Origin of the sequence: Robinsoniella peoriensis, from assembly GCF_000797495.1 — a bacterium.
GTDB classification, from domain to species: Bacteria; Bacillota; Clostridia; order Lachnospirales; family Lachnospiraceae; genus Robinsoniella; species Robinsoniella peoriensis.
The window spans coordinates 1-20250 of sequence record NZ_JTGN01000008.1 but is presented as its reverse complement, the minus strand read 5'-3'; the positions used below and the strand labels follow the sequence as shown (position 1 = coordinate 20250).

At 41.2% G+C, this 20250-nt stretch carries 15 protein-coding genes, 7 tRNA genes and 1 rRNA gene; 3 read left to right on the top strand and 20 right to left on the bottom strand.

Features of this window, described 5'->3' with window-relative positions; all coding sequences use genetic code 11:
- Window positions 1–91: 91 nt before the first annotated feature.
- From QR40_RS16990 to QR40_RS16970, 5 genes are all read right to left on the bottom strand, one after another.
- Window positions 92–685: a nucleoside/nucleotide kinase family protein gene (locus QR40_RS16990; RefSeq protein ID WP_044296092.1), complete on the bottom strand. Its 594-nt coding sequence runs from the start codon at window positions 683–685 to the stop codon at window positions 92–94.
- Window positions 686–771: 86 nt separating this feature from the next.
- Window positions 772–2223, bottom strand: coding sequence for an aminotransferase class I/II-fold pyridoxal phosphate-dependent enzyme (locus tag QR40_RS16985; protein ID WP_044296091.1), 1452 nt, complete (start codon window positions 2221–2223; stop codon window positions 772–774).
- Between the two features lie 15 nt (window positions 2224–2238).
- Window positions 2239–3618, bottom strand: coding sequence for a fibronectin type III domain-containing protein (locus QR40_RS16980; protein WP_052430899.1), 1380 nt, complete (start codon window positions 3616–3618; stop codon window positions 2239–2241).
- Window positions 3619–3787: 169 nt separating this feature from the next.
- A complete protein-coding gene (locus tag QR40_RS16975; protein WP_081998953.1) occupies window positions 3788–5884 on the bottom strand; it encodes an amylosucrase in 2097 nt (698 codons plus the stop codon).
- Between the two features lie 246 nt (window positions 5885–6130).
- Complete coding sequence (locus tag QR40_RS16970; RefSeq protein WP_044296090.1) at window positions 6131–7489, bottom strand: uracil-xanthine permease family protein; 1359 nt, start codon at window positions 7487–7489, stop codon at window positions 6131–6133.
- 179 nt (window positions 7490–7668) lie between these two features.
- On the opposite strand from QR40_RS16970, the gene QR40_RS16965 reads away from it, so the two are divergent.
- Together QR40_RS16965 and QR40_RS16960 are read left to right on the top strand one after the other, a co-directional pair.
- Window positions 7669–8172 (top strand): RNA polymerase sigma factor, encoded by a 504-nt coding sequence (locus QR40_RS16965; protein ID WP_044296089.1) that lies wholly within the window; start codon window positions 7669–7671, stop codon window positions 8170–8172.
- Entirely contained in the window at window positions 8159–9355 is a 1197-nt protein-coding gene (locus QR40_RS16960; protein ID WP_044296088.1) for an anti sigma factor C-terminal domain-containing protein, read from the top strand. Before QR40_RS16965 ends, QR40_RS16960 begins: the two co-directional genes overlap by 14 nt.
- A 36-nt stretch (window positions 9356–9391) precedes the next feature.
- On the opposite strand, the gene QR40_RS16955 is transcribed toward QR40_RS16960, so the two are convergent.
- From QR40_RS16955 to QR40_RS16930, 6 genes are all read right to left on the bottom strand, one after another.
- A complete protein-coding gene (locus QR40_RS16955; RefSeq protein WP_044296087.1) occupies window positions 9392–10714 on the bottom strand; it encodes an MATE family efflux transporter in 1323 nt (440 codons plus the stop codon).
- 211 nt (window positions 10715–10925) lie between these two features.
- On the bottom strand, window positions 10926–11534 hold the full coding sequence (locus QR40_RS16950; protein WP_044296086.1) for a sugar O-acetyltransferase: 609 nt from the start codon (window positions 11532–11534) through the stop codon (window positions 10926–10928).
- 55 nt (window positions 11535–11589) lie between these two features.
- Window positions 11590–13257 carry an alpha-glucosidase gene (locus tag QR40_RS16945; RefSeq protein WP_044296085.1) on the bottom strand — a complete coding sequence of 556 codons (1668 nt, stop codon included), beginning with the start codon at window positions 13255–13257 and terminating at the stop codon, window positions 11590–11592.
- 113 nt (window positions 13258–13370) lie between these two features.
- A complete protein-coding gene (locus QR40_RS16940; protein ID WP_242858548.1) occupies window positions 13371–14312 on the bottom strand; it encodes an AraC family transcriptional regulator in 942 nt (313 codons plus the stop codon).
- Window positions 14313–14402: 90 nt separating this feature from the next.
- Window positions 14403–15080, bottom strand: a complete 678-nt coding sequence (locus QR40_RS32095) for a (2Fe-2S)-binding protein (protein ID WP_044296084.1) — start codon at window positions 15078–15080, stop codon at window positions 14403–14405.
- A complete protein-coding gene (locus QR40_RS16930; protein ID WP_027295459.1) occupies window positions 15080–15592 on the bottom strand; it encodes a ferritin in 513 nt (170 codons plus the stop codon). The genes QR40_RS32095 and QR40_RS16930 overlap by 1 nt, the downstream gene beginning before the upstream one ends.
- 193 nt (window positions 15593–15785) lie before the next feature.
- Here QR40_RS16930 and QR40_RS16925 point away from each other — a divergent pair, with 193 nt between their 5' ends.
- Window positions 15786–17135, top strand: coding sequence for an MATE family efflux transporter (locus tag QR40_RS16925; protein WP_044296083.1), 1350 nt, complete (start codon window positions 15786–15788; stop codon window positions 17133–17135).
- Window positions 17136–17347: 212 nt separating this feature from the next.
- On the opposite strand, the gene QR40_RS16920 is transcribed toward QR40_RS16925, so the two are convergent.
- From QR40_RS16920 to QR40_RS16880, 9 genes are all read right to left on the bottom strand, one after another.
- The gene (locus tag QR40_RS16920) at window positions 17348–18976 is read right to left on the bottom strand and encodes a putative polysaccharide biosynthesis protein (protein ID WP_044290227.1); all 1629 of its coding nucleotides are present in this window, start codon (window positions 18974–18976) and stop codon (window positions 17348–17350) included.
- A gap of 212 nt (window positions 18977–19188) precedes the next feature.
- Window positions 19189–19261, bottom strand: a tRNA-Lys gene (locus QR40_RS16915).
- Window positions 19262–19311: 50 nt separating this feature from the next.
- Window positions 19312–19384, bottom strand: a tRNA-Phe gene (locus QR40_RS16910).
- 76 nt (window positions 19385–19460) lie between these two features.
- Window positions 19461–19534: transfer RNA gene (locus QR40_RS16905), tRNA-Met, on the bottom strand.
- A 41-nt stretch (window positions 19535–19575) separates the two neighbouring features.
- A tRNA-Tyr gene (locus QR40_RS16900) sits at window positions 19576–19657 on the bottom strand.
- 4 nt (window positions 19658–19661) lie between these two features.
- Window positions 19662–19734 (bottom strand) — tRNA-Thr (locus QR40_RS16895).
- Between the two features lie 5 nt (window positions 19735–19739).
- Window positions 19740–19812, bottom strand: a tRNA-Val gene (locus QR40_RS16890).
- A 42-nt stretch (window positions 19813–19854) separates the two neighbouring features.
- Window positions 19855–19928: transfer RNA gene (locus QR40_RS16885), tRNA-Asp, on the bottom strand.
- Between the two features lie 121 nt (window positions 19929–20049).
- Window positions 20050–20250: ribosomal RNA gene (locus QR40_RS16880) — 23S ribosomal RNA — on the bottom strand; the annotation flags it as partial.

Sequence of the window (20250 nt, the reverse complement as noted above, 5' to 3'; positions counted from 1 at the left end):
CTGTGAACCTGTTACTGTTCACAGACCAGCCTGTAAACGTAACACCGGCTGTCAATTAAAGCCGCCTTCAGTCAGGAGGCAGGCTCACTGGCTATTTTACAATATCGTAGATGTAATCAACTACTTCATTCATGCAGGCTTCTCTGTCCGTATCATTTACAAAACGTTTTGTAATTCCTGCTTTTGCAATATTTTCTTCAGAAAAATCCTGGGCATCAGCCAAAAATCTGCGGCATAATTCCTCATATTTGGGCTGTTCCTGCTTCCGTTCCCGCCTAAGAGCCCTCTCAAGCCGGTTATCATCCGCAACCTCAATATAAATAGGCACTACCTTCTCATCTCCAAAATAAGCTTTCATCTTCTCAAAAGATTCCAGTGTCCCAATTGCCAGAAAATTCTCATGATCCAGATGAAACTGTCCATCATCCACTGTTGCATAACTCCAGATACCATGGATGGTATCATAGGATCGCATTTCAATTACTTTTCCTGCATTTTTAAGCTCCAAAAGTCTGGCTTCATCTACAAAATGATATTCTACCCCATCTTTTTCCTTGGCGCGGATAGGGCGGGAGGTATAAAGTATTACATTTTTCAGATGCAATTTCTTATTCTTCAATACCTCCTTAAAAATCGTATCTTTACCAGTTGCACTTTTTCCCATGATGTAAAATATCTTTCCCATAAATATCCTCTTTCTGTAAATTATTAACGGTGCCAGATCATTCCAAAACGTCCCTAAACCTGCTTCTTCCCGGCTGCAATGTATATTCAGACCTGCTCCAGAACTTCTATAAAGTGCCCGGAATAATCCTGCATTCCCTGAAGCGTAAATCCTTTTTCCCTATATTGTATTACGTTTCCCACAAACTCTCTACTTATTTTTTCACCCGGTACAATTAACGGAATTCCAGGCGGATAAAGATATACAAATTCCCCTGCTATCCGGCCTGATGCATTTTCCAGCAGGACCGGCTCCATCTTTTTTTCCATCGCCCGGCATACTGGCATTACTTCCCAATCTGTTTCTCCATCTGTTTCCCGATCTACTTTATCCTCTGTTTTTTCCATCTTCTTTAAAACATTATCATTTTCACTCAATCTCCGGTCTATATCTGCCAGCGCCTGGTACAGTCTGTCAAATCCCTCCCTGGAATCCCCTATGGAGGTTAATGCCAGGGCATAATCCCCTGCTGCCATTTCCAGTTGCAGATGGTAGTGCTGCAGCAGTTCTTCATATAATTCATTACCGCTCATACCGCCATTTTTTACGTATAGGATCAGCTTGGACAGATCCAGGTCCACAACCTCCTTCTCTCCTGCCAATTGTGCTTTTCCCGCCAGACAAACCCGTTGAAAATCTGCTGCTTTCCTCCTGAATGCCTTCAGGTTTTCCACAAATTCTTCAAACAGCCTGTCGCCGGATTCCTCCAGCATGCGTATACACTGATCCACACCTGCCATAAGCAGATAAGAGGGGCTGCTGCTTTGGTAAATCCCCAGATATCTCTCGAGTTTTGCCTTATCTACCAGACCGCCATTCAAATGAATCAGACCGGTCTGCGTAAATGCCGGCAATGTCTTATGCAGACTGTGAATTACAATATCCGCCCCTTTTCCAATGGAATTCTCCGGGAAATACGGATGAAATCCAAAATGTGCGCCGTGTGCTTCATCCACAATCAGGGGTTTTTTATATATGTGACAGATTTCCGCTATCTTTTTTACATCCGATACCACTCCGTCATAAGAAGGGGACGTAATGATCACTGCCTGAATATCCGGAGAAGTTATCAACAGTTCCCGTATTTTTTCCGGTCTTAATCCACAATTCAGCCCAATTCCCTGTTCCTGCTGTGGATAAATGTATACGGCTTCCAATTCTCTTATCAAAACACTGTGGTAAACGGCCTTATGGCAATTTCTCGCCATCAGAATCTTACCTCCTATGGAAGTACACGCAGATACTGCGCTCAGAATTCCAGCCGTACTGCCATTCACCAAGAAATAAGTATTAGCAGAACCATAGACTCCTGCCGCCCGTTCCTGAGCCTCTTTCAGTACTCCTTCTGCATGATGCAGATTGTCAAATCCCTCTATTTCTGTTATATCTGCCTCTATTGGATTCATAAATTCCCCCAGACGCCTCTTATGTCCCGGCATATGAAAAGGATAATAATCTGATTTGGCATAATTCCTTAATTCATCATATAAATAAGGCATTTCCTATTCCTTTCTTCATCCCAGTAAATCCTGCAATATCTGGGCAGCCGATTTATTCCGGTACCCCTGCGGATCTGTCATAACTGAACTTCCCGATAAATCCCAGCGCATCTGGGCATAGTGGGACAGATAACTTTCTCCCCGCATACAGTTTGGATATTTCTTATACCACTTTGGAAAATAGTTCTTCATGTAATAGGCTGCCAGATTTACAGCCTCACTTGAAGTATTCCCATAGCGGTCTACGGTGCCGTTTATCTGCACCCCCTGAGGGCTGCTGTGAACCAGTACCACACTTCCATCCTGACATGCACCGACTACAATCCATACATGGCCGCAGTCACTGCAGGATGAGCTCATTATATCTCCCGGCTGATAATCTTTGACGCTGAAACGGCCCACATACTGTCCCCAGCCTCTGGATGCAAAATCAGATGCCATCTCCTCTGCTTTCATGACATAACCCTCTTTTCCACTGGAAGTGTTCATGATATTGTATATGCACCATCCCACATATCCGGAGCAGTCCAGACCATCACGAATCTGATAACGTGTCTGATTATAGTCATAACTGCTGTTCTGTTTATTAAAAAACCGCTCCCATTCAGGACTAACCCCTATGGTTCTGGCATCTGTTCCGGCACCGGTATCTTCTTCATTCCAGCCCCCGCCCCAGACATACATAGTCTTGCCTACCGGCTTTAACGCAGTCTCCAGGAATTTCTTCAGCGTGGATTTTCCTTTTTTCTGAGCTTTGGGCACTTTTGCTTCTATAATAGCACTATATTTACTGTAATAAATTTTTCCATCCACCTTTTTTCTGGTTTTAATCCTGTACCTGTAGGTCAGCCCTGCTTTTAATCCTTTAACACTATAGTTTCTTTTTGTTGTAGATGCAATCTTAATATATTTATTACGGCTTTCACTGTATTGATAGATTGAATATCCGGTTGCCCCGCCTGCCTTATCCCAGCTCAGTGAAATACTGTCCTTTTCAGCCTTCGCCTTCAGCCCTGAAGGCTTCCTGACAACAGGTTTGGGCAATACTGTGATTACTTTAGAAAAAGAACTTGTCAGAGTCTTTCCTTTTTTGACGGCATATGCTCTTATTTTAAAGCGGTAGCTCACTCCGCATTTCAGCTTACGGAAAGTAAAATTCGTTCCGGTTGTCTTCTGAACACGCCTATAACTGTTTTTCTTCATATCATATTGGTAAATCCGGTAATACTTTGCACCTTTGCTTGATTTCCAGGTAAGCTTTACCGTCCTGTCACCCAAAATAGCTTTTACCTTTTCCGGCCGGTTTAGTTTTGCCTCTGCCCGAACAGGCATAACTGCAGTCAATACCACCACCATTAACACCACATATATACTCCATTTTAAATATCTCTTCACTGTAACCCTCCTCCTCTTTTGCAAACCATTACCCTTAGAGTTTCCATTCTCCATTTTAAAAGCAAATTTGAGCTTATTTTATCATGGGGCTGTCTGATTCACAAGCAGGAATCCACGTATTCAATAAAAATGGCACTGCACTTATAAAGTACAATGCCAGATGCTGCCATTATTTTCTCTTCAGCCAGTAAAATCCATATCCCGGCATTTTCACCCCTGATGCTCTCATTTCTTTGCCGGTAACTAAGTCCTGATACATTCCATCTTCTTCATTAATCCACGACATTCTTTCATTTTCACTGAAGTTAAAAAGACCTATAATTTTTTCACCGCCTGCCATACGTACCAGACACAATACACTGTTATCCCAGGTTTCCAGTGTCCATGTCTCTGCCGTAGACACAAACGCAGCATGACTCTTGCGGATATTTTCCAGTTGCCCTAATCTGGAAAATACCTGCCCCTGAACAGTCTTGTCATCCCCGATATAATCCGTCAGCTCCCATTTAAACGCACCCCTGTGAATATATCTGGAATCCGGTGCCTTGTGGGGATCCTCTTTGTAACTGTAGTCATTTACCTGGGCTATCTCATCTCCGCTGTAGATCACAGGAATTCCTGACTGCATGAACATATATGCATGAAGCATGATATCCAGCTGGATTGCCTGCTGCATCTCCTGCTCATTCTGTTCGAACCCTGCTTTTTCCACACCACACATAGAGGCCGTTGTTCCGCAGAAGCGTGCATCACCCGTGACCGGATCGGCATTATATAACTCACCCCGGCTGAAACTGCCTTCCTGACTTCCTGTGAAGAAGTCATTGATATACTGTTTGTGTGCCCTTTCATCCATGCCCCAGTTCTTAAGGGTCTTATAGTCCAGTCCCCATCCAATGTCATCGTGGCATCTGAGGTAATTAAGAAACGTATATTCCTTAGGAAGTCTGCCGATAATCTCCATCTGCTGCTTTAACAGCCTCACATCCCTAGTTGCCACGGAATTCCAGGTAGTTGCCATAGTCGTAACATTATACAGCATATGGCACTCCGGTTTTTCAACAGATCCAAAATATGGCGTCACTTTCTCCGGCTCCATAACCACCTCACCCAGCAGGAGAATTCCCGGGCATACAATTTCTCCAATCATACGCATCATGCGGACAATGGTATGAACCTGAGGCAGATTGCGGCAGTCAGTCCCAATCTGTTTCCAGATATAAGGAACCGCATCGATACGGATAATGTCAATACCCTGATTCGCGAAGAAAAGGAAGTTGTACATCATTTCATTAAATACCGTTGGATTCCCGTAGTTCAAATCCCACTGATAAGGGTAAAAGCTGGTCATTACAAAATGTCTGTTCTCTGGCAGGTAAGTAAAATTTCCCGGGGCCGTTGTAGGGAATACCTGGGGCACCGTCCGCTCAAACATTGCAGGGATCGAATAATTGTCATAGAAAAAATACCGGCTCATGTACTCTCCATCACCCTGTCTTGCTTTTACTGCCCACTCATGATCCTCGGAAGTATGATTCATTACAAAATCAAGGCATACACTCATATCCCGTTTATGACATTCTTCTGCGAGTTCAGACAAATCCTCCATGGTTCCCAGATTCTCCTGAACCTTCCGGAAATCAGATACTGCATATCCGCCATCGGAACGTCCCTCCGGTGATTCCAGAAGAGGCATCAGATGCACATAGTTCACATTGCATTTCTCAATATAATCCAGTTTTCCCTTCACTCCCTGCAAGTTTCCGGCAAAATTATCCACATACAGCATCATGCCCAGCATATCACTTTGTTTGAACCAGTCCTGTCTCAGCTCTCTTTTACTATCCAGATTCTTAAGCGCAGCCTTACGTTCCTGATAAAACCCATACATATTTTTACAAAGTTCATCAAACATGTAATCATTGTTATATAACTCCATATAAAGCCACTTAAGTTCATTCACATGTCTGTTAAATCGTTCCTGATATTTGTCATTATTTACCGTTGCTTTTGCGGTTTCTGTGTTATCCGGTTCTTCTGCGTATACTGCATCCGGAGCGGCAACCGTCTTTTTCAAACTTTCCGAAAACGTTTCCAGAACAGGCAAAACATTTTCCTTTGATGCTTCTTTTGACTCCTCCTTCACAGCTCCCGGTACTGATTTCTTCACTTCCCCTGCAATCGCCACTTCCGGAACCTTCTCCTGACCTTCCGGAACAATTGCACCTTGTTTTGCAGCTGCCTTTTTAACTGTTCTTTTCTTCATAAATTCCTCCATTCACGCAGTACCGCACGAAAACCACTGCGCATAAGAATCCGGTACTTTGCAAATCCCATATCTCACTCCGGTTTCTTATATTCCTTTAGCTAATATGTTTACTGGTTACGAAACTATATGTATTATAGCAAAGTTTACGAGACTTTACCATTGTCAGATGTGGAGAAAATAATAAAAAAGCAATACAGCATCCCAATTCGAATACCGCATTGCTTTTCATCTAAATCACAAATCTTAAGAAGAACAACTCTCTTCGCTGTCCCCTTCTCCGGATACCTCCATATTAGCCGGAAGCACCAGATTCATTACTATTGCAACGATAAATACAATCGCAACACAATTATTAGCCAAAACTTCCTGTACCATTTTCGGGAAAATTGTGAAAATGGCTGGTACCTGTGTGAACCCAATTCCAATTCCCAGAGATAGTGCCGTAATCACGGTATTCCTCTGATTAAATCCACACCTTGTAATCATCTGGACACCACTTACGACAATCGAACCGAACATCATGATTGTACAGCCTCCCAAAACCGCATCCGGCAGTGTGGCAAGCAGTTTTCCGATAACCGGAAACAGGCCTGCAAGTATCATGACACAGGCACCTGTCATAATGGTAAAGCGGTTTACCACTTTCGTCATGGCGATCAGTCCCACATTTTGACTGAATGATGTAATAGGAAGACAGCCAAACAGAGAAGATACCGAGCTCAGATATCCGTCGCAGGCTAGCGATCCGGATATTTCCTTGTCCGTCACATCTCTCTTTAAGCCTGTCACCGCCATGGCAGAAGTATCTCCAATGGTTTCCGTAGCTGATACCAGAAAGATAACCGTCACAGCAATAATCGCGCTTACATTGAATTCAGGAATAAACGGCAATACCTTTGGCAATGCAACAATACCGGCGGAAGCCACTTCCGAGAAATTCACCATGCCCATTACCATTGCTAAGACATACCCCACTACAAGTCCAAAGAGCACGGATAATTGTTTCCAGAAGGATTTCGCAAATATGTTAAATACCAGACAGCTTACCAATGTTACAGTTCCCAGAATCAGATTCTGTGCAGATCCAAAGTTTTCACTGCCGGCACCTCCTCCAAAAGAAGAAGCTCCTACATTCAGCAAAGAAAAACCAATTGCGGTAACAACACAAGCCGCTACGATGGGTGCTACGATCTTTCTCCAGTATTTTGCACAAAGCCCCAAAGTACCCTCAATAATACCTCCGAACAGAATCGCGCCAATAGCGGCGGGGTAGCCAAACGTGGCTGCAACATAACACAGAATTGTTACAAAGGTAAAACTTACCCCCATTACAATTGGCAGTCTTGCCCCAACCTTCCATACCGGATATAATTGAATTAACGTACCGATTCCTGCAATAAACATTGCATTTTGAATTAACATCGCTTTTTGTTCAGGCGTAAGGCCTGCTGCATTTGTCACAATCAGAATCGGTGCTATATTCGCCACGAACATTGCAAGTACATGCTGCAAACCAAAGGGAATCGCCTTGGAAATGGGCACACGGCCGTTAAGCTGGTAGATATTTTCTACCCTGGCATTTGAATTTACATTTGCTTTCATTTCTTTCTCCTTTAGTAGTTTCTTGGTAAATCTCAAGTCACGAAATTTACAACAGATTTATTTTACTATAAAAAGTACTGTATGGGTATAAAATTTTTATGGAAATTTAATAATTACAAAAAAAGTGTAACCTTTTGTAATGGAAAACGTTTATTAAATGAACAGGAAGGAGGGGAACTGTGAAAAAGGATGACCTGGAACAAATATATAAAACCTATTACCATGAAATATATTTATACGCTCTGTCTCTATGTAAAAATACGCTGGAAGCAGAGGAGATCACCAGTGATACCTTCTACAAGGCCCTCCTCTGTGCCGAGCTTCAGAATGAATCCATCAAATACTGGCTTCTGCGTGTATGCAAAAATATTTTTATAGACCAGGCAAGGCAGAAAAAAAGAAGACCTGTTACACCTTTAGAAGATATCGGCAGTCCGTCTTATGACAATGTACTGGAACGAATGATTCAAAATGAGGAAGCAAAGGTACTTTACCACTGTATTTTACAATTACCCGACCGTTACCGCGAATTAATCTACATGTTCTATTTTATGAATTACAGTTTAAAAGAAATTGCTCATTTTACAAGTCAATCAACAGGAACCACCAGAACAGCCCTCTGCCGGTCCAGAGATAAGCTGCGCTCAATATTAGAAAGGGAGGGATACTATGAATTTCCATGAACTTTTAGAAAAATACAAATCCAACACAGCCACACCGGAAGAAATCCGGATGGTAGAAGAAGAATTGGAGAAATACGAAAGCATTACCGAATACTATACGGACCAGATGGGCGAAAATCTGAATCTGGACCTGCTGTCTGAAACAGAAGAATCAGAGATCAAAAATGTAAAAAAACACGTAAACCGTAAACTCCGCCGAAATATTTTTATCTCCATATTAAGCATCCTCGTTTTATCTGCGGCAGTAATTCTGATTATCAATCAGAACTACTACGACCCCAATCGCGGAATTCCCACGGATGAATACGGTTTTGGACAGTTCATGATGGATACCATGGCTTTTACCGAAGTACATTCACCCGGATATGCAACCAATACAGCAGAAGCCGTAAGAGACGGGCTGGGCAGCTATCAGATCCAGATCAGGCAGAACCATTATTTTACCGGTAAGGAATCTGTATTCAGCGGAAAAATAATACGGGGAGAATTCCTGGACAGCGGCAACTCACTTATAAACTTCTGGCATTTCCCCTCTGCAAACTGTTTTGCTTTTAAAGAAGGCACACTGGTCTGGCAGGAAGCATCCGGAGTAGAGTACCGCCAGCAGCCACAGGACGACATCCAATATCAGGCAGATGCCTTAAAGGACCTGCCAAAATCATCTCAGGTCGAGGCATATTTTACTTTTGAAAAAAATCTTACACTGGAAGAATTCAACAAACTCTACCTAAAATGGTATGGTGATGAAGACCATCAATTAGACATTACTTATGCAGCAGTCTGGACTGGCACTCACAGGGGCGCAACCGTTGGATTCCAGCCTGGCGGCGGCGGCAATGTATATGAATCTGTCAAAGAAGTGGAAAAAAATTATCCATATCTAAGCCTGGTGGACCACAATGAGGAGCTTGATAAAGACCCTGTAGGAATCTGGCAGACTCACTTCGATTCACTTTTAAGCTATCTCACAGACCGGCAGGAATTTTTACAGGCAATGGCAAATGTAAATAATATCGGCCCCTGGTTTTACCAGGATATTCAGGCATATATAAAGGAAAACGGCATGCAGATCTATGGTATTTTAGCACAGGGCAGCGCAGATCAAGTACTGAGTTTCCTGGAGCAGGAGAACATAGACGGATTTAATGTAGCGGATGTCAAACTATCCATCCTGTCCCACTGATGTCCATGAAGCACTCCGCCGTTGCATAATAGCTCCTTAAACTGTATTCCGCCGCATTCCACTGCTGCCAAACTGTACTGCACCGCATACTGCAGCCGTTAAAAGTTCTGTAGCCGGCACAACCAGCCATACCCCTGTCATATTCCATACATTTGGAAATACAAGGATCAAAACTACATTTAGTATTACTCCTCTTAACAGAGCAATCAGCATGGAGCGCGCCGGCTGATCTTTGGCTGACAATACGGCAGCCATAACCACATTGATTCCCATAGGGATAAACGCAAGAAAATAAATCTTTATTCCCTCCAGGGCAATCTTCGTAAACCCGGCGTCACCTGATTCATTGAAGATTCCAACAATAGGTTCTGCCAGCAGCACACCGCCTGCATAACAGATTACTCCGCAGGCGGCAGCAAGCAGAACCCCTCTTTGCATCACGAAGCGTATACCGCCAAAATCTTTTTTCCCATACTGGGAACTGATGATCGGCTGCACTCCCTGGGCAACTCCGGTAAATATGGAACATACAATCAGGGCAATATTGGCAATCACTCCATATGCAGCGACACCTATGTTCCCGGCAAGCTTTAAAATCGTAAAATTGAACAGCAGCATAACAATTGCAGAAGATAATTCTCCAATAAAAGAGGACATACCAAGAGAAATTGTCCGGACTACATCTGAAATCTTTACTCTTTCTTTCACCAGGCTAAAGTGGCTTCGTCCTTTGATTATGTGTGTGGAAAGCACACACATGCTTAAGACCGGTGCAATCCCGGTAGCAAATGCCGCCCCAAACATCCCCCACCGAAACCCGAATACAAATAAAATATCCAAAACAATATTGCTGAAACTTCCGGTCAGCATCGCCGCCATTGCCGTCTGGGGGTACCCGTCGTTCCTTACAAAACAAACCAACACATTATTTACCATAAACGCAAGGGAAAAAAGCAGTATGGTTCTCATATAAGGGATCATATCCTGCATAACTGCCTCATCTGCTCCCAATAGAGCCCCCAATTGCCTGGAAGCAAACAAACCGACTAATGTAAAAAACACACCACAGAGAAGGGCCAGTTTAACGGAAAGTGTAAAAGAAGCTTTCGCCGCCTTTTCATTTCCTGTCCCCATAGCCATCGCAAAACGGGTAGCACCCCCCATTCCAATCATCAAACCTATCCCATTCATAAAAGAATATACAGGCAGCGTCAGATTCAATGCCGCAAGCCCATTACTCCCCACACCGTTTGCAACACAGAGGGTATCTACAAAAATAAAACAAGACAACCCCAGCATACTCAAAATGTTCAAAGATACATACTTTGCAAATACCCTTCCCAAACTTTTACTTTCCATAAAAATTCCACCTTTCTGCCTTGAGCCAGTTGAAAAAATATTCCTTATCACAAAAAAAGCACCAGTCATCTATACCCAATGGCCTAACGGTATAGATGTCCGATGCTTATTTATGATACATGCATCCGGCGACGCATGTAAAAAGCTCTTCTTTTATAATATGAGATTGATCTTACCACATGTTAAAAAAATTTGCAACTTAAAACACGCTTTAGTAGTCAGTCACATCAAATTTTTTGTCCTTAAAGTAAAAATCCCTGTCCGCCTCTGTAATCTCCCGTAAGATTCTGCATGGGTTACCCACTGCCACCACATTATCCGGAATATCCTTAGTCACAACGCTTCCCGAACCGATCACCACATTGTTGCCAATATGGACTCCGGGATTAACTACAACATTAGATCCCAGCCATACGCTGTCACCAATAGTGATGCCGATTCCATATTCATATCCTGAATTTCTGGAATCCGGATGAATCGGATGCCCTGCAGTAATGATAGACACATTCGGTCCAAACATTGTATTATTTCCAATAGTAACTTTTCCCACATCCAGAATAACACAATTATAATTGGCAATAAAATTGTCACCTACTTCAATATTTTTTCCATAATCACAGTGAAACGGCGGTAAGACAGCTACATTTTTACCGGCCTTTCCCAGTATCCCACGGATCATCAGTTCCATCTTCTCCGCTTCATCCGGCTTGCATAAATTATATTCATAAATTTTCTTCTTATTTTCAATCTGTTCCTCAGCAAGGCCATCCATCCAGGCCTTATATGGAAGCCCCGTCAGCATTCTTTCTTTGTGATTCATACTGGTTCCTTTCTAGAAAGCAGCGGATAAATTTTCCGCTGCTTTGATCATTTGATTAAATTTCCAGAATTATAACCTGATATCCTTTGAGCTGCAAATCATTACCGTCCTGAGCAAGATCCGTATAATTATTAATTAATAATTTCTTATATGAACTTGGTAAAGTCACCGTCTGTCCGTCCATCTGGAAATTAGCTATAACCATCAATGTCTTTTCTTGTCCTTTACGGTAATAAGCCATCAGATTATTCTGATCTTCCCATTCCGGAAGAAACTCACCATATACAACAGCCTCCTGGTAAACCGGATTCTTACGCAATGCTATCAGTTGTTTGTAAAAAGAAAATACGGAATCTGAATTCTCTATCTGACTCTTTGCATTGATTCTGCTATAATTGGGATTTGCCGCAAGCCAGGGTGTACCAGTAGTAAATCCTGCATTTTCACTGTCATCCCACTGCATTGGCGTTCTTGCATTATCCCTGCTGAACTTGGAAATGACCTTTAAAGCTTCCGCTTCTGTAAGCCCTGCATCTATGGCAACACGGTATTCTTCCAGGGAGGAAATATCATCTACCTCGTCTATAGAAGTAAATTCCATATTTTCCATTCCAAGTTCCTGTCCCTGATAAATAAACGGAAGGCCTCTCAGCATAAAGTTTACTGCCCCCAAAAGCTTCTTACTTGCATCGCAGACTTCTCCCTCCGGTATGTAATGGCTGACACCTCTTGGCTCATCATGGTTTTCGATAATATTAGAGAGATATCCAATGTCTCCAACACGTTTTTGTGCATCAAAACAACATTTTTTATAATCATTCGGCGTAATCTGCGTATGAGCGTACCACCCTTTTTCATTCTGCCCAAAGATTGTTTCATTGAAATCAAACATACTGGAAAAATATCCATTGTCTCCGATAAAATCAGGCAATTCACCCTCTTTATCATTAAAGACTTCACCAACAGTAAATGCGTCATACTTTTTAAATGTCCTGTCCCGCATTTCTCCTAGAAATTCACCAACACCCTCAGCTTCCTCTAACATATGGGCAATATTACTTAATCCATCTGCACGATCCGGTTCATAATTTTTAAATGGCAATGCCTTTTTAATATTAATAATTGCATCGATACGAAATCCCGAAAGCCCTTTCTCCAACCACCAATTAATATTTTTATAAACCTCTTCCCGCACCTCCGGATTTTCCCAGTTTAAATCCGGCTGTTTTTTATGAAATACATGCAGATAAAGCTTATCGGTATCGGAAAGCGGCTCCCAGCAAGATCCTCCAAAATAAGATCTCCAATTACATGGAAGCTCCCCGTCCTTCTTATCCTCCAGATAAAAATACTTCCCATATTTCCCTTCCGGATCTTTCATCGCCATCTTAAACCACTCATGTTCATCGGAACAATGATTAACTACTAAATCCATAAGAATATACATTCCCCGCTTCTTTGCTTCCATAAGCAGTTCATCCATATCCTCCATCGTCCCAAATCTGGGATCAATGTTATAATAGTCCGAAATATCATATCCCTGATCCGCCAAGGGTGAGGAATAGATGGGAGATAACCAGATGATATCCACTCCCAGATCCTGTAAATAATCCAGCTTGCTTATAATTCCCTGTATATCTCCAATTCCATCCCCATTGGAATCATAAAAACTCTTCGGATAAATCTGATATGCTGTCTTTTCTTGCCACCATTTTTTTTGCATTCTATGTGCCTCCACAATTATATTTTCATTACTTATAGCACATATTATACTATTTCACTTCACATAAGTCCTACATTTATTTGTTCAAAAACTTCACTATTTTGACTTTTTTATCATTTCATCTCATTCGCAAAACTGCTGTGGTTTTCCTTCTTATACAAGCGTGGAGTCGTTCCCGTATACTTTTTAAACTCTCTTAAAAAGTTTCCAAGATTATTAAACCCGCAGTCCAGACAAATGTCCATAATCAGATTATCTGTACTTATCACCATTTCAGCCGCCCTGCGAATACGAATTTCATTAACATATTCCATTGGTGTCTTACCTATTGCCCGCCTAAAGAAACGGCAGAAATACTGCTCATTTACATTAATCAGCCCTGCCAGATCACGAATATAAATTCTATCCCTGTAGTTCTCCCTTATATAAGTTAAAACCGTCTTAATACTCTCCACCTGATGATTTACTCCGTTCTCCTGCCTGGTAAGCAGCCCCTGCCCGGTAAGTATCGCAAGTATCCTAAGCAAAGATGCCTTAATCAACATCTGGGATACCGATACACTTACATTTTTTTGACCTGGTTTCTCCCCTGTGTCTTCCATCATACTAAAAGCTTTTTGAATCTGCTCATACTCTCTGTATATATCCTGAAACTCTTTAAGAGATGCATTTATACTTCTTGGTAATGAAAGATTTCCATTTATCAAAGGCTGAATTACCTGGTTTTGCATTGTGTCATAAGAATTAAAGCTAAGTACATAAGGGTTAAAAACTACCGCATCTTCCTCACATAGACCATTCGACGTAATATAATGAAGTTCTCCCGGGTTGACAAAGAAAAAACATTCTTCCGTAATCTCATAAGACTCCATGTTTATCTCCATATGAAAATTCCCTTTTTTAAAATGCAGCAATTCAATCTCATCATGCCAGTGATGCTTTACTAAAAAAAGACTTTCACTCTGCTCAGCCTCATAAAAAGCACAGCGAAAAGAAGCTGACCCATGAGGCTTATCCTCCTTCAAACTCTTCGTATTTTGTACCTGAATAGCCAAGACCCTCCTCCCCACAAGAAAAAAGCTGTCTCCAGCTTTTTCTTCTTCATTCTTCTTTTACTTTTTCCATTACTTCTTTTACTTTTTCCATTACTTCTTTTTGCTTTTCTTTTTCTTCTTTATATCTTTTACTTTAAAATTTTTGTCATCTAACTTAATTACCCTAATCTTCTGTTGATGATCTTTTTTTACTACCTGACCATTTATCAATTTCGCTTCTGTTTTTTCATCCTCAGACTTTTTCTCTTTTAATCTCTTATCTATTGACATAGCAGTCATTGGATTTTCATCTTTGAGCTTTATATCCTTCAGAGTTTTATCGTTTATTGATATATCCTTAATCTGTTTATTCTTTATCTTTTTATCCTTTGTCTTCCTACACTTCGATCCCTTTGCTTCCTTAACCTTTATCCCTTTATTCTTTGCTTCCTTATCCTCTGTTTTCTTAACCTTTATCCCTTTATTCTTTGCTTCCTTATCCTCTGTTTTCTTAACCTTTATCCCCTTATTCTTTGCTTCCTTATCCTTTGTTTTCTTAACCTTTATCTTCTTATCCTTTACCATCTTATCACCGGAAGTTTCCTTCCCCATATCTTCCAACATTTCCTTTGTAAATTCCTTCACTCTGCATTCACAATGTCCACATTTCCCAGATACCTTCGTTACCTTCTTTACCTTTTTAAATGAATCCGCACCATCTTCTACTGCCTTACGGATATCATCACAAGAAACCTTAAAACAAGGACAAATGTATTTTCCTTTTCCCATTATAACACCAATGACGGAGCTGTATAAACTCTGGCAGCCATCTCTGAATCGATGAGGTATAGACCCTTAGGATCTTCACCAAACAGTTTATATTTCTTGATCATATCCTCCGCATTTTTCTCCTCTTCTCCCTGTTCTTTTACAAACCAGTCCAGAAACTGCATCGTACGGAAGTCTTTTACAGAATAGGCTGCCTCGTAGATCGTATGAATCAGCCCCGTAACGTATTGCTCATGCTCCAATGTTGCCTGAAGCGGATCTCCTGGTTTTTTAAATTCAAACTCTGGCTTTTCAACTGCTTCAAAAGTTACCTTTTCTCCATTATTCTGCATATACTGCATAAATAATAACGCATGATCTCTTTCTTCCTGCGCCTGAATCTTGAACCAGCTGGCATATCCCTCTAATCCGGTTTCAATAAAATAATTTGAAAAATCCAAATAGAGATACGCGGAATAAAATTCCTTATTAATCTGAGTATTAATTAGTTCTGCTACTTTTTTATCCAACATTTTGTTTCCTCCTCGGTTTCTAAGATTCTGTATATGTGATCATTATAGCACCTGTATCTCTAAGAAACAATGCAATTATTATAGTCAATATAAATGCTTTTCATTCATAATCCAACTATGGTATAATCCTCTTAATATACTCTCCAGCCTGCTCTAACAGAATATTAGAATTTAATAAATATACGAGGTACTTATGAGTAAAAATATTAACCTGCTAAAGGGCCCTATTCTGCCCTCACTTACAAAACTAGCTTTACCAATTATGCTAACTTCCCTGATTCAGATGGCATACAACATGATTGATATGATCTGGATTGGCAGACTCAGCAGTAATGCCGTCGCTGCTGTTGGTGCTGCAGGAATGTATATGTGGCTCTCAAACGGACTTGCAGCCCTTGGCCGAATGGGCGGACAAGTTAAGGTTGGGCACTCCTTTGGTGCAGGAGTGTATCATACTGCCGCAGATTTTGCCAGGGCCGCTTTACAACTGGGAATATTTTTTGGCATTGCCTATGGACTTGCCTCCGTAATTTTCCATGTACCACTGATAGGCTTCTTCAAGCTGAACAGCCCAAAGGTTGTGGCAGATGCCCAGATATATTTAATCATCACTTGCGGCGGAGTTCTATTTTCTTTCCTGAACCAGATATTTTCCGGCATAATGACCGCCATGGGAAACAGTAGAAATTCTTTAATAGCAACAACTACCGGACTTGCCCTAAACCTGGTACTGGATCCTGTTCTTATATTTGGCTTAGGTCCATTTCCCAATTTGGGCGTAGCGGGAGCTGCCATTGCAACCGTACTTGCACAGGCAATTGTTACTCTGGTATTTATTGTTTTTGCAATGAGAGATACAATTATTTTTAACAAAATACATATATTCTCCAGACCGTCAAAGCAGTATATGGCTGAAATAATACGAATTGGACTTCCCACATCCATACAGAGTATGATATTTACAGGTATCTCCATGATCATAGCACGACTCATCGCAGGCTTTGGGGACACTGCCGTAGCAGTTCAAAAAGTTGGTTCCCAGATAGAGTCTATCTCCTGGATGACTGCAGATGGCTTTGCCGCAGCTGTGAACTCCTTTGTAGCACAGAACTATGGCTCCGGGAACAATACCCGGGTAAGGAAAGGTTACGCTGTATCAATGGGCGCAGTTACCGTATGGGGTATCGTATGTACATTCATCTTAATCTGCCTGCCCGGACCTATTTTTCAAGTATTTATTCCGGAGAAAGAAATTTTAAGTATGGGTATAGATTATCTGCAAATCCTGGGAATCTCTCAGTTGTTCATGTGTGTTGAGATTGCAACAGCAGGCGCATTTTCCGGATTGGGTAAAACCATACCTCCATCTGTAGTTGGTATTGTACTCACTTCCGCCAGAATTCCTCTTGCTCTATTGCTGACCGGTACCGCTTTAGGTCTCAATGGAATTTGGTGGAGTATCACAATATCCAGTACTCTAAAAGGAATTGCCCTGTTCATCTGGTTCTTCCGGTATCAAAAAAATACGCTTTCCCATGTTTAAAAATATATAGAATAAAAAGGAATTATTTGTTATATTACCTAACGAATATAACAAATAATTCCTTTTATAGGTACGCTTATACGTAAATCTTTGCGGACATTGCTTTCCTTCATCCTCCTAATACCACGGACGGGATTGACTGCAGTCGCCATCTCCACGGGAATCGAATGGATTACCGTAGTTGCATTCCAAACTTTAATTTACTTAAAACATTACCGATAAAATCTCCCTGTAAATCTTGCTATTGTTCTTCCCATGGGCAAATCATATAATTCCTCTAAAGAGAAACAGTGAAAAGCAAAAATAAAGAAAAAGTAACTGCAAACGCCAACGGCTAAAGGCACTACCACTGAAACAACTGTATTTCCGATAAACTTATCCACAATCCAGTAAACAAAAAATACAATTATCCCCATAATCAAGGACGCAATGATCGGAATTAGATACGTCCTCTTCACATCCTTATGGATATGTAGCTCATTATTCAAAGATCTCTCGTTTAAGACACAGATTACCAGAGGAAAAATAATATTTCCCACAACTAAAATATAAGCATTCAATCCAGTAAAAATCAAAAGAGGACAAATAAATACTAAATGTACCACCAAACCAATAAATGCATTTACAATTGGCTCTCTCATCTTGTTCAAACTTTGTAATATTGCTGTAGATATGGATGCCAAAGAATAAAATACAATCGAAACAGCCCCTATCTGCAGCATGTGTACCGACAAATCTCTGTGTTCTGTCAAAGCTGCAAATATTAACGATATAATAGGCCTAGCAAGCACCATAAATCCAATTACTGACGGTATCGTAAGAACCATCACGAACTTATTAATAAAGTTTACCTTCTCAAATATTCCTCTTCTATCATGTCTTTCCTTAGAAGCAACAATGCTGGGTACAATAGAAACCGCCAAAGAAGAAGCAAACGCAATAGGAATATTAATAAGAAGATTATATTGCGTACTATACACACCCTGAATTGCAGTTACAAAGTCCACAGCTAAACCTTTAAAATTCAATATATTTCCAAATATTAAATCATCCAGCGTCCCGCTGAGCTGATAAGCTGCCTGACTTAAAGAAATAGGAATTAATGTCATCAGCAATAACTTGTTCAGTCTTCCATCTGATGCCACATGACGGTTCTTACATCTTCTTACTCTTCTAAGATACCCCGGTCGATACAGTAAATATAAAACTAATAAAAAAGCAAAAGCAGACAACGCACCACACAAGGTACCCATAATACCGCCTGCCGCCCCATATGCAAAAACATCTGCGGAAGATTGATATACTCTCATAAATTGCATAACTGCTACAATACTTATAATTGCATTAATAATCTGTTCTATAATCTGAGAAACCGCCGATGGAATCATCGTATTTTTTCCCTGAAAAAATCCCCGCATTACACCTAAAATAGCCATCACAAACGTAGTCGGTGCTACGATTCGGAGGGGTTTTGCCAATCCTGGTTTCGCATAACACATTTCCAGAAAATCAGCACCAAAATATATTAATACCCAAAATATACCACCAACAATTACCGCCAGTATTAAGGAATTGCGAAATAAGCGATAAGCACTCCGATACTCCTTTTTAATCTCATACTGGGATATTAATTTAGATAATCCCAGAGGAAGGCTGGAACATGACAAAGTTAAAACAATATTATAAATACCAAAGGCTACTCCATATAGACCGTTTCCAACCTCACCGAGCATGTTAGCCATTGGAATACGATATAAAAATCCAATCAACTTTACGATAATACCTGCAACCGCCAGAATGCTTCCCTGAAGAAGTAATTCCTTCTTACTATCATTTGCCATATCCCGTACCATATCCTTTCATAGGCTGCAGCCTGCAAACCTCTTTATCCCGTATCTGTCATTCTTCCCACTAATTTATAACTTATTCATTCCTATTTTAACTGTACTCCCATATTTAAAAATCGTATAAAATCAATTTAAATCCAACTTAAAACAAACTGAATAACAGAAAACCCCACAGGATAGTTACTCCTGCAGGGTTCTTTCTGTAATGAGACATCGGGGATTCGAACCCCGGACAACTTGATTAAAAGTCAAGTGCTCTACCAACTGAGCTAATATCCCGCATATTAAATTTTACTTTATAAGACATAAACCAGTTTCAAGTCTTATAATGCCCAGAGCCGGAATCGAACCAGCGACACGAGGATTTTCAGTCCTCTGCTCTACCAACTGAGCTATCTGGGCCTAGGGTTGTACACCCTCTTTACAGCATAATGGAAGCGAGCTTCCGAATACTTCCGTAATGGTGCGCTTCCAAAAATTGCGGGGGCAGGATTTGAACCTACGACCTTCGGGTTATGAGCCCGACGAGCTTCCAGACTGCTCCACCCCGCGATAGTATTTATTTAGTTTTTTGATAGAGATGTAAATCTCAATGGATGGAGGTGGATTCGAACCACCGAAGCAATTTGCAGCAGATTTACAGTCTGTCCCCTTTGGCCACTCGGGAATCCATCCAAAAAGCCGATGATCGGACTCGAACCGATAACCTGCTGATTACAAATCAGCTGCTCTGCCAATTGAGCCACATCGGCATTAATGGGACCTATAGGGCTCGAACCTATGACCCTCTGCTTGTAAGGCAGATGCTCTCCCAGCTGAGCTAAGATCCCATGGGATATAAAATTATTTAATTACACATCTACTGATGTGAACGACCCAGATCGGACTCGAACCGACGACCTTCGCCGTGACAGGGCGACGCTCTAACCAACTGAGCCACTGGGCCAACTCTTTTGTAAGGTTTATATACCTTCAAAACCACACACAGAAATTCATCAAATATCATCCGTTCTTGCATTACCAACTTCGTTGATCATATCAACTTTATTGACATTATCCTAAACCTTATGGATAAGCCTTCGACCTATTAGTATTAGTCAGCTCCATACATTACTGCACTTCCACCTCTAACCTATCTACCTCGTCGTCTTCAAGGGGTCTTACCGCTTATGCGGGGGATATCTCATCTTGAGGGGGGCTTCACGCTTAGATGCCTTCAGCGTTTATCCCTTCCCGACTTGGCTACCCGGCCATGCTCTTGGTAGAAC

What these genes read in the sequence shown, in the direction of transcription:
- QR40_RS16955 (WP_044296087.1), bottom strand. Translation starts at nt 10,714, where the DNA reads ATGGAAAGTAAAAGTTTGGGAAGGGTATTTGCAAAGTATGTATCTTTG.
- QR40_RS16970 (WP_044296090.1), bottom strand. Translation starts at nt 7,489, where the DNA reads ATGAAAGCAAATGTAAATTCAAATGCCAGGGTAGAAAATATCTACCAG.
- QR40_RS16925 (WP_044296083.1), top strand. Translation starts at nt 15,786, where the DNA reads ATGAGTAAAAATATTAACCTGCTAAAGGGCCCTATTCTGCCCTCACTT.
- QR40_RS16920 (WP_044290227.1), bottom strand. Translation starts at nt 18,976, where the DNA reads ATGGCAAATGATAGTAAGAAGGAATTACTTCTTCAGGGAAGCATTCTG.
- QR40_RS16975 (WP_081998953.1), bottom strand. Translation starts at nt 5,884, where the DNA reads ATGAAGAAAAGAACAGTTAAAAAGGCAGCTGCAAAACAAGGTGCAATT.
- QR40_RS16990 (WP_044296092.1), bottom strand. Translation starts at nt 685, where the DNA reads ATGGGAAAGATATTTTACATCATGGGAAAAAGTGCAACTGGTAAAGAT.
- QR40_RS16945 (WP_044296085.1), bottom strand. Translation starts at nt 13,257, where the DNA reads ATGCAAAAAAAATGGTGGCAAGAAAAGACAGCATATCAGATTTATCCG.
- QR40_RS16960 (WP_044296088.1), top strand. Translation starts at nt 8,159, where the DNA reads ATGAATTTCCATGAACTTTTAGAAAAATACAAATCCAACACAGCCACA.
- QR40_RS16930 (WP_027295459.1), bottom strand. Translation starts at nt 15,592, where the DNA reads ATGTTGGATAAAAAAGTAGCAGAACTAATTAATACTCAGATTAATAAG.
- QR40_RS32095 (WP_044296084.1), bottom strand. Translation starts at nt 15,080, where the DNA reads ATGGGAAAAGGAAAATACATTTGTCCTTGTTTTAAGGTTTCTTGTGAT.
- QR40_RS16985 (WP_044296091.1), bottom strand. Translation starts at nt 2,223, where the DNA reads ATGCCTTATTTATATGATGAATTAAGGAATTATGCCAAATCAGATTAT.
- QR40_RS16950 (WP_044296086.1), bottom strand. Translation starts at nt 11,534, where the DNA reads ATGAATCACAAAGAAAGAATGCTGACGGGGCTTCCATATAAGGCCTGG.